Source organism: Allobosea sp. GW821-FHT09G06 (assembly GCF_059416005.1).
Map to the genome: position 1 here is coordinate 1,767,388 of NZ_JBWKOI010000001.1, position 12,896 is coordinate 1,780,283.

At 66.9% G+C, this 12,896-nt stretch carries 11 protein-coding genes; 7 read left to right on the forward strand and 4 right to left on the reverse strand.

Translation table 11 applies throughout. From position 1 onward, the window contains the following. The first annotated feature begins 24 nt into the window (after positions 1–24). From AC07NY_RS08685 to AC07NY_RS08715, 7 genes are all read left to right on the forward strand, one after another. Entirely contained in the window at positions 25–723 is a 699-nt protein-coding gene (locus AC07NY_RS08685; protein WP_494583270.1) for a TetR/AcrR family transcriptional regulator, read from the forward strand. A 9-nt stretch (positions 724–732) separates the two neighbouring features. After that, complete coding sequence (locus tag AC07NY_RS08690) at positions 733–1,260, forward strand: SixA phosphatase family protein (protein WP_494583272.1); 528 nt, start codon at positions 733–735, stop codon at positions 1,258–1,260. A 157-nt stretch (positions 1,261–1,417) separates the two neighbouring features. Beyond that, on the forward strand, positions 1,418–2,863 hold the full coding sequence (locus tag AC07NY_RS08695) for a YcjX family GTP-binding protein (RefSeq protein WP_494583274.1): 1,446 nt from the start codon (positions 1,418–1,420) through the stop codon (positions 2,861–2,863). Between the two features lie 13 nt (positions 2,864–2,876). Next, positions 2,877–3,890 carry a YcjF family protein gene (locus tag AC07NY_RS08700; RefSeq protein WP_494583276.1) on the forward strand — a complete coding sequence of 338 codons (1,014 nt, stop codon included), beginning with the start codon at positions 2,877–2,879 and terminating at the stop codon, positions 3,888–3,890. Positions 3,891–4,067: 177 nt separating this feature from the next. Continuing rightward, the gene (locus AC07NY_RS08705) at positions 4,068–5,468 is read left to right on the forward strand and encodes a flagellar hook protein FlgE (RefSeq protein WP_492287250.1); all 1,401 of its coding nucleotides are present in this window, start codon (positions 4,068–4,070) and stop codon (positions 5,466–5,468) included. A gap of 59 nt (positions 5,469–5,527) precedes the next feature. Further along, positions 5,528–7,399 (forward strand): flagellar hook-associated protein FlgK, encoded by a 1,872-nt coding sequence (gene flgK / locus AC07NY_RS08710; RefSeq protein WP_494583278.1) that lies wholly within the window; start codon positions 5,528–5,530, stop codon positions 7,397–7,399. Positions 7,400–7,406: 7 nt separating this feature from the next. Next, positions 7,407–8,924 carry a flagellin gene (locus AC07NY_RS08715; RefSeq protein ID WP_494583280.1) on the forward strand — a complete coding sequence of 506 codons (1,518 nt, stop codon included), beginning with the start codon at positions 7,407–7,409 and terminating at the stop codon, positions 8,922–8,924. Between the two features lie 88 nt (positions 8,925–9,012). Here AC07NY_RS08715 and flaF read toward each other — a convergent pair whose 3' ends face one another. From flaF to AC07NY_RS08735, 4 genes are all read right to left on the reverse strand, one after another. Further along, positions 9,013–9,384 (reverse strand): flagellar biosynthesis regulator FlaF, encoded by a 372-nt coding sequence (gene flaF, locus AC07NY_RS08720; protein WP_492287253.1) that lies wholly within the window; start codon positions 9,382–9,384, stop codon positions 9,013–9,015. Next, complete coding sequence (flbT, locus tag AC07NY_RS08725; protein WP_336811500.1) at positions 9,368–9,760, reverse strand: flagellar biosynthesis repressor FlbT; 393 nt, start codon at positions 9,758–9,760, stop codon at positions 9,368–9,370. The genes flaF and flbT overlap by 17 nt, the downstream gene beginning before the upstream one ends. Positions 9,761–9,809: 49 nt before the next feature. Continuing rightward, positions 9,810–11,201 carry a flagellin N-terminal helical domain-containing protein gene (locus tag AC07NY_RS08730; RefSeq protein ID WP_494583282.1) on the reverse strand — a complete coding sequence of 464 codons (1,392 nt, stop codon included), beginning with the start codon at positions 11,199–11,201 and terminating at the stop codon, positions 9,810–9,812. Between the two features lie 201 nt (positions 11,202–11,402). After that, positions 11,403–12,776: a flagellin N-terminal helical domain-containing protein gene (locus AC07NY_RS08735; protein ID WP_494583284.1), complete on the reverse strand. Its 1,374-nt coding sequence runs from the start codon at positions 12,774–12,776 to the stop codon at positions 11,403–11,405. Between the last annotated feature and the right edge of the window lie 120 nt (positions 12,777–12,896).

The following is a 12,896-nucleotide window of genomic DNA, read 5'->3' on the forward strand; positions in this document are numbered from 1 at the left end:
GCTGTTAAGATCAAGGAGGCCGCGATGGCCGAGGCTCCGGCGCGGGCCGTGCGCGGGCACTATCACCATGGCGCCTTGCGGGAGGCGATGATCGCCGCCGCCGAAGAGGTGCTGGCGGAACGTGGGCTCGGCGGCTTCACCTTGCGCGAATGCGCCCGTCGGGCTGGGGTCTCACCGGCGGCGCCCGCTCATCACTTCGGCAACCTGACCGGGCTGCTCACCGCGATCGCGACGCTGGGCTTCATCGATCTCGGAACGGCGATGGAAGCGGCCGTTGCTGCCGCGCATGAGCAGGGGCGTAGCCGGCTCGCCGCCATCGCTCGCGCCTATGTCGAGACGGCGTTGGCCAATCCCGGCCGCTTCCGCGTGGTCTTCGGACAGCGCGGCATCGACCGGGAGGATGTCGGCTGCCAGATCGCCTCGGGCCGCGCCTTCGGCATCCTGCTGCGAGAGGTGCGATTGGCCACTGGCCGGCCACCATTGGCTGCCCTGGACCAGAAGCCGCCGGCGGATGTGCTCGATCCCGATCTGCCGGAGGTCTTGCTGGCCTGGTCCGCCGTTCACGGCTTCTCGACCCTGCTGATCGACGGGGCGCTGGATTTCCTGAACCACAAGGGCAGCCGCGAGGTCTTTATCGACGAGTATGCGGCCCGGCTGTTCGCTCTGCTGGCTTCGGCACTTGGCGCGACGCAGGGGCTCGTAAAAGCCGACGCCCGCGATTAGGTTCTCTCCATGCGACGCCTCATGCTTCTGCGCCACGCCAAGTCTCACTGGCCCACGGGTGTGGCCGACCGCGACCGACCGCTCGCGGCGCGCGGGCGCGAGGCCGCCCCGGTGATGGGGCGCTATCTCGCCGATGAATTGCTGCTGCCCGATCTCGTCCTGGTCTCGCCGGCCAAGCGCACGGTCGAGACCTGGGACATGGTCGCGCCGATGTTGCCCGAACGACCACCGGTCCAGTTCGAGCCGCAAATCTACGAGGCCAAGACCGAGCGATTGCTGGATGTCGTGCAGGAGGTCGAGGGCGATGTCCGCACGCTCCTGCTGATCGGGCACAATCCCGGCTTCGAGGAGCTGGCGCATCTGCTGACCGGCCATGGCGATCGTTATGCCTCGGCGCGGATGAGCCAGAAATACCCGACCTGCGGGCTCGCCGTGATCGATTTCGCGGTCGAGCATTGGTACGCGATCGCGGCACGCGAGGGGCGCCTCGACCGCTTCGTGACGCCAGGGTCGCTGGGCGAAGGCCCGGACGAATGAGGAAGCGCCCGGTGCTTCTACTGAGACGGCCATCCAACGCGACCGTCTTCGCTTCCGGTGCTCACGGACCAATGTCCGCTCCGCGCGGGTTCTCGACGGCCACGCTGGACGGCTCATCTCAGCGAAGCCTCGGGCACTTCCTTCGCGCTCCGGCCTTATGAGCGACGCCTCCTATCTCGACAGCGCCCGCAACGCGGCTCTCGCCTTCGGCGACAGCCTGCTCGGGCTTGCCCGCCCGCGCCTGCGGATCGGCGTCACCGGGCTGTCGCGCTCGGGCAAGACGGTCTTCACCACCGCGCTGATCCAGAACCTGATCGAAGGCGCGAAGCTGCCGGTGCTGAAGGCTTCGTCCGAGGGGCGGATCGCCCGCGTCAGGCTGGTGCCGCAGCCGGACCCGGATGTGCCGCGCTTTCCCTATGAAGCGCATCGCGCCGCCATGAACGGGCTGGACCGGCGCTGGCCGGAATCGACGCGGCGCATTTCCGAACTCAGGATCGAGATCGACTACGAACGCGCGGCGGGCTGGTTCAAGGGGCCGGCGACGCTGACGCTCGATATCGTCGATTATCCCGGCGAATGGCTGCTCGATCTCGCGCTGATCGGGCAGGACTACAAGGCCTGGTCGGCGCAGGCTGTCGCGGATGCGCGCAAGGCGCATCGGCGCGAGGCCGCGGCGGAGTGGCTGGCTGACCTGTTAGGTCGTGACCCCGAGGGGGCTCCGGATGAGCTGGCGGCGGAGGCCGCAAGCGATCTGTTCAAGGGGTATCTCGCGCGCCTGCGGGCCGATCCCGAGGCGGTCGCGGTGACGCCGCCGGGGCGCTTCCTGATGCCGGGCGATCTCGAGGGATCGCCGGCCCTGACCTTCGCGCCGCTCGATCTCGGCCATGACCGGGACGTGCGGCCGGGCACGCTCGCCGCGCTGATGGCGGAGCGCTTCGAGGCCTATAAGCGCGTCGTGGTGACGCCGTTCTTCCGCGACCATTTCGCAAGGCTGGACCGGCAGATCGTGCTGGTCGACGTGCTCGCCGCGCTCGACGCCGGGGCGCCGGCATTGGCCGATCTCGAAACCGCCTTGGGGCAGGCGCTCACGGCCTTCTCGGTCGGGCGCAATTCCTGGCTCACGAGCCTGTTCGCGCCGCGGATCGAGCGCGTGCTCTTCGCCGCGACCAAGGCCGACCATATCCACCATGCGAGCCATGACCGGCTGGCGGCGGTGATGTCGCATCTGGTCGGGCGGGCGCTGTCGCGGGCGCAAGGCGCGGGCGCGCGGGTCGAAGCGATGGCGCTGGCCGCCGTCCGGGCGACGCATGAGGTCCGGATCAAGGAAGGCCGCGAGGAATTGCCGGCCATCGCCGGCGTGCCGGAGGCGGGTGAGACCATCGACGGGCAGGTCTTCGATGGCATCACGGAAGCGGCCATCTTCCCCGGCGAGTTGCCGGAGCGGCCCGAGGCGATCTTCGATCCCAAGGCGCATTGGCAGGTCAGGGCGCCGCGCTTCCGGCCGCCTCTGGTCGCGCCGGATGCGGGCGGGCGGCTCAAGCCGCAGCCGCAGATCCGCCTCGACCGTGCGCTGGAATTCCTGATCGGCGACAAGCTGTCATGAACGGGGTTTCGCGATGAGCAAGGCACCGCGCGCGATCCGCCTCGATAACCCGCAGCCGGGCGAGCCGGTCGGTGAAGCCCCGCTGCGGCAAGGCGATCTCGCGATCCTGCCGGAGAGCGAGCCGATCGATGCCGAAGCGCCTGTCGCGCCCGTGAAAGCCAGGCGCGGCTTCTCCTGGGGCTCGCTGTTCGTGGCGGGGCTGTCCGGCTTCCTCGCGCTGGCGGCCGGCGTCTGGGTCGAGAACACCATCCGCTCGCTGATGAGCCAGAACCCGGCGCTGGGCTATGCCGCGCTGGTCTGCGCGACGCTGGCGACGCTGGCGCTGCTGGTCATGCTGGGGCGGGTGCTGCGCGACATCCTGCGCGAGCGCAAGGTCGAGGCGCTGCGCGAGCGCGCTGTCGCGGCGCTGGTTGGCGGCACGCCCGACGAGGGGCGCGCCATCGCGGGCGAGCTCGTCGCGCTCTACAAGGGGCGGGCGCAGACGGCGCAGGGCCGCGCCGCCCTGCAGGAGGCGCTGCCGCAGCTCTTCGCGGCGCGCGACATGCTGACGGTGGCGGAGCGCAGCCTGCTCGCGCCGCTCGATGCGCTGGCCACTGCCCAGATCGCGCAGGCGGCGCGGCGTGTCTCGCTGGTCACGGCGGTCAGCCCGCGCGCATTGGTCGATGTCGTCTTCGTGCTGGTCGCCTGCGCGCGATTGCTGCGCTCGATCGCCGGCATCTATGCCGGGCGGCCCGGCACGCTCGGTCTGCTCCGGCTGGCGCGGCAGGTCATGAACCACCTTGTCCTGACGGGCGGCATTGCTGCGGGCGATGCCGTGATCCAGCAGGTGGTGGGGCAGGGGCTCGCAGCCCGGCTTTCGGCCAAGCTCGGCGAGGGCGTGATCAACGGCATGCTGACGGCCAGGATCGGGCTTGCCGCGCTCGCGGTCTGCCGGCCGCTGCCCTTCGTCGAGGCGAATGCGCCGACATTGTCCGATGTCGCGGGTGATCTCGGCGGCTGGCGAAACGGCCGGGATGACGAGGCCTGAACCCGGCAGAATCTGCCGGCAAAGGGCGATTCTGCCCGGCTCGGACTGCCGCTAAACCTTTCGTAAACGATCCAACTCCTTGAAATCGCGTGAAGCCCTGCATGGCACGCGCCGTGCAGAACCTTGCCACGAGTTGTGGGCCGCCCTTGGGGGGCTGCCGGTCGAGGTGAGGGTTCCATGGGTGTTTTCAGTGCGCTGACCACGGCGGTTTCGGGAATGACGGCGCAGTCCTATGCGCTCGAGAACATCTCCGGAAACATCGCCAACTCGCGGACGGCGGGCTACAAGCGGGTCGACACGGCCTTTGCCGATCTCGTGCCGGATGCGGCGCTGCGGCGGCAGGTCGCCGGTTCGGTGCAGGCCTTCAGCCAGGCGACGAACTCGATCCAGGGCGACCTCAACCCGACCCGCATCGACACCAATATCGCGATCAACGGCGACGGCTTCTTCGTGGTCGACCAGCGCGCGAGCGGTGTCGGCGCCAACACCCAGTTCGCCAATTCGAACCTCTTTACGCGGCGCGGCGATTTCGATTTCGACGCCAACGGCTATCTGGTCAACGGTGCGGGCTACTATCTCAAGGGCCTGAAGATCGACCAGGTGACCGGCCAGCTGATCGGCACGCAGCCGGAAGTGCTGCGCATCACCAAGGAGCAGTTCCCGGCCAAGGCGACCACCTCGATCGAGTATCGCGCCAATATCCCGGCCGTGCCGGCCACGACCCAGAAGTCGCAAGGCGGCAGCGAATTCCTCAACCCTGCCGCGGTCACGGCCGCGGGTACGGCGCCGAACCCCTATGCCGGCAATGCCGCGGTGATGGGCAACAATATCAGCAGTTTCCTGGCGACCTCGATCCCCGGCGGTTCGGTCACCGTCTACGACACGCTCGGCAAGGCCACCAGCGTCGAGATGCGCTGGGGTAAGATCGACAACGGCAACCCGGCCGCGGTGCCGCCGACGACGGGCACCTGGGGCCTGTTCGTGGCGCAGGACACCAGCGCGACGGGCGCCGGCCAGGTCGCCTATGTTCAGACCGGGCAGAACGTCACCTTCGGCACCACCGGCCAGATGGTGAGCCCGGCGAGCGGCGACATCGCGCTGCCGACCATGACGATCAACGGCACCACCATCACCGGCATCAACCTGACGACCGGCGGCAATGGCGTGACCCAGAACGGCGACGTCAGCGGCCAGATCGACGCGCGCAGCATCCGCCAGGACGGCTACACGGCCGGCACGCTCGACCGCGTCACGGTTTCGGCCGAGGGCCAGGTGATCGGCACCTTCAGCAACGGCCAGGTCGTGGCGCTCGCGCAGGTCTCGGTCGCCCGCTTCAACGCCGACAACTCGCTGAAGCGCCTCGATGGCGGCGCCTTCGAGGAGACGATCGAATCCGGCCCGCCGATCATCGGTCTCGGCACCTCGCAGATGGTCGGCGGCAGCGTCGAGCAGTCGAACACCGATATCGCCGACGAATTCTCGAAGATGATCGTTACCCAGCAGGCCTACTCGGCCAACACCAAGGTCATCACCACCGCGCAGGAGATGCTGAGCGCGGTGTTCAACATCATCCGCTGAACGACGCGTCTGCCTAAGCGGCGGCCCAGGAGGGCCGCCTCTCGCAACAGGAGTTGACGATGGGCCTGAGCACTTCCCTCAACACGGCGATCGGCGGCCTCAACGCCGCCCAGGTCGGCATCGGCGTCGTTTCGCAGAACGTCGCCAATGCGGGGACGACGGGCTATGTCCGGCGCACGGTCTCGACCAACGACAGCCTGACCGGGCTGACCATCGGCGTGCAGAGCACGCAGGTCCAGCGCCTGCTCGACAAGATCGTCCAGCACCAGCTCTGGCAGGAATCCTCCGGCGCGGCCTATACGTCGACGCGCGCAGAATCGCTGTCGAACCTCGACAAGCTCTATGGCGCGCCCGGCAGCGCGACCGCGCTGGACACGATCTTCAACAAGTTCACCGGGGCGCTGCAGTCGCTCCAGAACGACCCGTCGTCCTACAGCTTGCGCTCGCAGGTGCTGGACAATGCGACGCAGCTCGCGCGCCAGCTCAACACACTCTCCAGTGGCGTGCAGGCACTGCGCAGCCAGGCCGAGAGCGGGCTCGCCAATGCGGTGACCAAGGTCAACGACCTGCTCGGCGCGCTCGCCAAGGTCAACACGCGCATCGTCGGCAGTCCGAACGACAGTGCGACGGCGGGCCTCAAGGACCAGCGCGACCTGATCCTGTCCGAACTGTCGCAGTATGTCGACATCAAGACGATGGAGGATGCGCGCGGCTCGGTCTCGATCGTGACCGGCTCGGGGACGCAGCTCTTCGACGGGACCGCGGCCGTCACCTTCAAGTTCGACGAGCATGCGGGCTTAGGCGCCGACAACCAGTGGAACATCGACCCGGCCAAGCGCGGCGTCGGCACGATCAAGATCGTCGATGCCTCCGGCAACGCCTCGGATGCCATCGCCAACCGGATTTTCCGCTCCGGCGAGATCGCGGCCAATATCGAACTGCGCGACAAGACGCTGGTCCAGGCCCAGGCGCAGCTCGACGAGATCGCGGCGCAGATGTCGAAGGCGCTCTCGGACCGCGAGATCGCCGGCACGCCGGCTACGGCAGGCGCGGCCACCGGTTTCGATGTCGACCTTGCCGGTCTGCAATCCGGCAATTCCGTCACGCTCGACTACAAGGTCACGCCCGGCGGGCAGACCCAGCGCTTCACGTTCGTGCGCGTCGATTCCGCGGCGTCGCTGCCCCTGCCGGCCTCGGCCAGCGGCGATGCCAATAACCGCGTCGTCGGGATCGATTTCTCGGGCGGCCCTGCTTCCGTCGCGGCGCAGATCCAGGCCGCCGTCGGCACGGGCTTCACCGTGTCCAACACGGGCTCGACGCTGCGCATCGTCGATGACGGTGCGGCCGGCACGCGCGATGTCATCGGGCTGACGTCGCGGCCGACGAACTCGGTGCTCGCCTCGGCGGGCGGTGCGGTCGAATTGCCGTTCTTCGTCGACGGTCCGTCCGGCAACGCCTTCACCGGTTCCTTCGACGGGGGATCCCAGACCACGGGCTTTTCCGCCCGGATCACGGTCAATCCGGCGCTGATCGCCGATCGCTCGCTGCTGGTCGCCTACAACACCTCGCCGGCGACGGCTCAGGGCGACGCGACCCGGCCCAAGCTGATGCTGGAGCGGCTGACGCAGAGCCAGCGTGCGTTCACCAATGCCTCCGGGCTCGATGGCAACACGGCGAGCTCGAGCACGACCATCTCGAATTTCGTCCAGCGGGTGGTCTCCTCGCAGGGGCAGGCCGTCGAGGCCGCCAAGCGGCTCGACGAGGGCCAGCAGGTGGCGCTCGCCTCGGTCCAGAGCCGTTTCCAGCAGATGGCCCAGGTCAATGTCGACCAGGAAATGTCGATGCTGATCGAACTCCAGACCGCCTATGCCGCCAATGCCCGCGTCATCTCCACGATGAAGGAGATGATGGACGTGCTGATGAGAGTGTGAGGCCGCGATGACCATCACCAGCTACGGCACCGGCGCCTATCGCACGGCCAAGCCCAATGAATACGTCTCGACCCGGGCCCAGTTCGACGACCTGCAGCGCCAGCTCGACACCAAGCAGCGCAGCACCAGCTATGGCGATCTCGGCATCGACCGGCGCGTCAGCCTCGATCTGAACGGCAAGGTCGCGCAGCTCGATTCCTGGCTGAGTGGCATCGAATTGAGCAATGTGAACCTCAAGCTGCAGACCGCCTCGGTCGAGAACTTCACCAAGCTCACCAACGAGACGCGCAACGACACGCGCTCCAACAGCTATGTGCCGAGCGCCGGCGGACGCTCCTCGCCGCAGGTGCTGGCCGAGGAGAAGTTCAAGCAGACGCTCGACCTGCTGAACATCGCGGTGAACGGGCGCTACCTGTTCTCCGGAAAGACCTCCGACACGCAGCCGACCGCCGGCTTCAGCGAGATCGTCAATGGCGACGGTGCCGGCAAGGCCGGCCTGAAGCAGTTGATCGACGAGCGCCGGCAGGCCGATTTCGGCTCCGGCCAGGGCCGATTGACCGTGGGCGGCGCCGGCACCACCGCGACGATCTCCGAAGAAGCGACGGTCCATCCGTACGGCTTCAAGATCGCGGGCGTCGTGGGCAGCTCCGCCGCACTCGGGACGACGTTCAATCCCGGCCCGCCGGCCGATGTTTCCGTGAACGTCGCGACGCAGCCCGCGGCCGGCGATACCGTGCGTCTCATGCTCAACCTGCCGGACGGGACGCAGGAAGAGGTCGTGCTGACCGCGCGCGCCGCCGGCACCACGGGCTCGGACACCAACAGCTTCGAGATCGGCGTCGACGCCAATGCGACGGCTGCCAATTTGCGCACCGCGATCGGCGCCGCGCTCGGCCAGGAGGCGAAGACGACGCTCTCGGCGGCCTCTTCGCAGGTCGCGGCGCAGGATTTCTTCGCCGGTAGCCCGAACAACCCGCCGAAGCGGGTTCCAGGACCTCCCTTCGCCAGCGCGACCCTGCCGCCGACCAATGCCGGCGCGGCTGCGACAACCGTGATCTGGTATCGTGGCGACGACGGGGCGGACCCAGCCCGCAACACCGCGACGGTCCAGGTCGACCAGGGCCAGACGGTCGGCACCGGCGCACGGGCGAACGAGGAGGCCTTCCGCGTCGGCCTCGCGCAGTTCGCCATCATGTCGGTCGAGAATTTCCCGGCGGCCGATGCGAACTCGCAGGCGCGCTACGAGGCGATGACGGCGCGGGTCAGTGAGAAGCTCGGCTTCGGCGGCAGCACCCAGAAGCCGGCCGAGATCATCACCGAGCTGGGTTCGGCCCAGTCGGCGCTGTCGAACGCGAAAGCGCGCCACCAGAGCACCAAGGACTACCTGACCACGACGCTGGCCGGGATCGAGAACGTGACGACCGAGGAGGTCGCGACGCAGATCCTGTCGCTGCAGACGCAGTTGCAGGCGAGCTATCAGGTGACCTCGATGCTCTCGAAGCTTTCGCTAACGAACTATCTCTGAGCGCTCCCGGAGCGCTGCTCTTCACGAACGAAAACGCCGCCCGTAAGGGCGGCGTTTTCGTTCGTCCGGCGATGTCGTTGCTGCGGGCTCAGCGCCCGCGCAGGCCGGCGGCGATGTCGCGGTTGATGTTGACCAGGATGCCGAGCGCTTGCGGCTGCGGATCGGCCGAGATCTTGAAGGTCTGGTTGAAGATGAAATTGGCGAGGCCGAGGATGTTGGTCTTGATGCCGACCGGGAGCGGATTGTCCTCGGCGATGACGGCGGAGACCAGCAGGGTCCAGAGGCGGCGGTTATAGGTCAGTGCCTCGTCCAGCTCGCGCTCGCGCAGGTTCCAGTCGTCGGCGACGGCCTGGAGCCGCGTGGCGGCCTTGATCAGGAGGGAGGCTTCGAGTTCGCGAGGCGAAACGACGGATTGGGCAGTCTTGGCCGCGGCAGCGTAGGCGTTAAACCCGTTTTGCATTCTCGATCAGTTCCGCTTCATAGACGATCAGCTTTCTGGCCGCCTTGAGAGCTTTATAGAGGTCGTCGCTTAAGATGCGGTTATTGATCTCGTGAACATGCGGCAGAGCGCTTGGCGCCGCATTGATGAATTCGCGCACGAGCTGGAAATAGGTCTCGTGCTCATGCGTCGGGTCCTGCGCCAGATACATGAGCTGGATCGCGAGATAGATCTTCTTCGCCGGAGTGTCGGCGGTCGCGGCGGTCAGGATGTCCTTCTCGCGCAGGATGGGCGCGTCGCCCTCGATGAAGAAGCGGGTGCGCTGCTCGTCGTTGCGGATCACCACCTGGCCGATGATGATGCGTTCGCGTGGCTTGAGCTCGACCTTGAGAGCCATGTCGGTCCTGCCTTCTGGCTGGAGGGGAGGGCGGGCGGCGTCCTCGGCGTCAGCCGAAGAGCCGGAGCACGCCCTGGTCGGCCTGGTTCGCCAGCGACAGCGCGGTCTGCGAGAGCTGCTGGCGGGTGTTGAGGGCGAGCAGGCTCGCGCCTTCCTCGTTCGGATCGGCCAGCACCAGGTTGCCGGCGCCGGTGGTCAGGACGTTGGCCAGTTCCTTGGTGAAGTCCTGGCGGGTCTGGGCAACCGAGAGGTTCGAGCCCAGCGTCGAGGCCAGCGACTTCAGCGAGGTCAGCGCACCCGTGAGCGAGGCTGTGGCCTTGTCGAGGTCGGCGTCGTTCTGGAAGTTGATGAAGCCGGTGAGCTGCGTGTTGACCGCCTTCGGGATGCCGAGGTTTTCCGAGGTCAGGTTGGAGCCCTGGATGTCGAGCTTGGTCTGGTTCTTGCCGGTCTTCTCGTTGAACTGGATGGTCAGGCGGTCGCCGGCCAGCAGGTTGATGCCGTTATAGCTCGAATCCTTGGCGAGATCGTCGATCTTGTTGCGGAGATCGTTGAACTGGTCGATCAGGTTCGAGCGCACCGCCGAGGTGATGCTCGAGCCGGTGATCGTGGTGCCGGCCGCGGTGTTGTCGGTGAGTGCGAAGCCGAAATCGGTGTTGTCGCTGGTCACACCCGTGGCCGTGGTGCCAGCGGTCGTTCCCGCGGCCGTGATTTCAGCCGCGGTCGGCGCACCCGGCGCAGCCGGGGTGAAGGTCGCGGTGCCGATACCGAACTCGACCTTCTCGGAGCCGGCGCCCTTGATGTTGAGCTGGCCCTTCTCGTCGATGAAGGCGGTGGCGATGCCCGACTTGTTGATCTCGTTGACGACGTCGCGGACGGTCGCGTTCGTGCTGAGGAAGTTCGCGGTATAGGTCGTCGAGCCCGACTTCAGGTAGATCGAGGTCACGGCCTCGTCACCGGCAGCCAGCGCAGGGCCGCCGACATTGCCGGAATAGGTGGCGGTGGCGGCATTGGCGCCGCCGGCATTGTCGTCGACGACGCGCTTGTCGAGGGCGATGTCCTTCAAGCTCTTCGAGGTCACGGCCGCTTCGGTCGCGGTGGCGAGGGCCGTGCCGGCCTTGGTCGGGCGATTCTGGGCCGCGTCGGCCTGCGCCTGCTTGATCGTCGACTGGAGCGAGTTCACCAGCTTGGTGATGCCGTCGATGCCCTTGGAGGCCGTCTGGATGGTCTGGATGCCGTTCGAGATGCCGTCGAGCAGGCCGGTCAGCTGGCTGGAACGATCGTTCAGCGAGAGCGCGGTGAAGTAATTCACCGGGTTGTCGATGGCGGAATTGACCTTCTTGCCGGTGGCGAGGCGGTTCTGGATCACGCTCTGCTGGGCAGTGGTCTGCTGCAGCGTCAGCAGGTTGTTGCGAACGCCATTGGAAAGGATCGTGCTGGCCATCTTCGGTCCCCTGAACGCGCGATTCCGGCGCGATGCAACCTGATTTCAGGGGGGATCATCACTTGTTAGGGATAATAAAAGGTTAATTGCGCCGGCAATCTCGTTACCGCGCCAAAACGAAAAGCGGCGGAGCGTGATGCTCCGCCGCCTTTTGACTTCGCCCCGCGTTCTGCGGGCTGATCCGCTTCTGCGGACCGAAGATCAGAACAGGCGCAGGACCGCCTGCTCGCTCTGGTTCGAGAGCGACAGCGCCGTCTGCGAGAGCTGCTGACGGGTCTGCAGCGCGAGCAGGTTGGCGGCTTCCGAGTTGGCGTCGACGTTCACCAGGTTCGCAGAGCCCGTGCTGAGCACGTCGGCCATGTCCTTGGTGAAGTCCTGACGGGTCTGCGCGACCGAGAGGTTCGCACCGAAGGTCGAGGACAGCGACTTCAGCGAGGAGAGCGCGCCGGTCAGAGACTGCGTGGCCTTCTCGAGATCGGAGTCGTTCTGGAAGTTGACCTGGCCGGCGAGGGTGGTGTTGCCAGCCTTGACGAGGCCGAGGTTGTCGGACGTGACGTCCGAACCCTGGATGTCGAGCTTGGTCTGGTTCTTGCCGGCCTTCTCGTTGAACTGGATCGAGAGACGGTCGCCCTTCAGCAGGTTGATGCCGTTGAAGCTCGCGTCCTTGGCCAGATCGTCGATCTTGCCACGCAGGTCGTTGTACTGGTCGATCAGGTTCGAACGCACCGCCGAGGTGACGCTCTGGCCCTTGATCGCGCCGACCGCAGTGGCGTCAGCAGCCAGGAAGCCGATCGCGGTGTTGCTGCCACCGGTGCCGGCAGCGGTGACTGCGGCGTCGTTGGCGGTGGTGATTTCCGTCGGGGTGGGGGCGCCCGGAGCGACGGCGGTCACGGCGGCGGTGCCGAAGCCGAACTCGACGTTGTCCGAACCCGTGCCCTTGACGTTGAGCTGGCCCTTCTCGTCGACGAAGGCGGTGGCGATGCCCGACTTGTTGATCTCGTTGACGACGTCGCGGACCGTGGAGGTCTTGGCGTCGAACGAAGCCGTGTAGGTGGTCGAGCCGGCCTTGATCGAGATCGCGGCGCGGACACCGTCGGCGTCGTCGGCGATGCCGAGGTTACCGGCATAGGTCGCGGTGGCATCGTTGGCGACGGCGAGGTTGTCGTCGACGATCTTCTTGTCGAGGGCGACGTCCTTCAGGCTCTTCGAAGTCGCGACCTGCTCAGCCGCGGTCGAGATAGCGGTACCGGCCTTGGTCGGGCGGTTCTGGGCCGCGTCCGACTGAGCCTGCTTGATCGTCGACTGGAGCGAGTTCACCAGCTTGGTGATGCCGTCGATGCCCTTGGAAGCGGCCTGGACGGTCTGGATGCCGTTCGAGATACCGTCCAGCAGGCCCGTGAGCTGGCTGGAGCGCTGATCGAGCGAAGCGGCGGTGAAGTAGTTGACGGGATTGTCGACCGCGCTGTTGACCTTCTTGCCGGTCGCGAGCTTGAACTGGGAAGCCTGAGCCTGGGCGGCGGTCGACTGGAGCGACGAGAGAGCGGCGCGAACGCCCGAGGAGATGGAGACGGCCATTTGTGTTTACCTTCTGGTATGGAGCCTTCTGGCGCCCCGGCCGTTCTGGCCAGGACGGGCCGACCCTGCTGGCCCAGCCCGTAACAACAGGTAAATTTCAGCCGGCGAATTGAGCGGGAT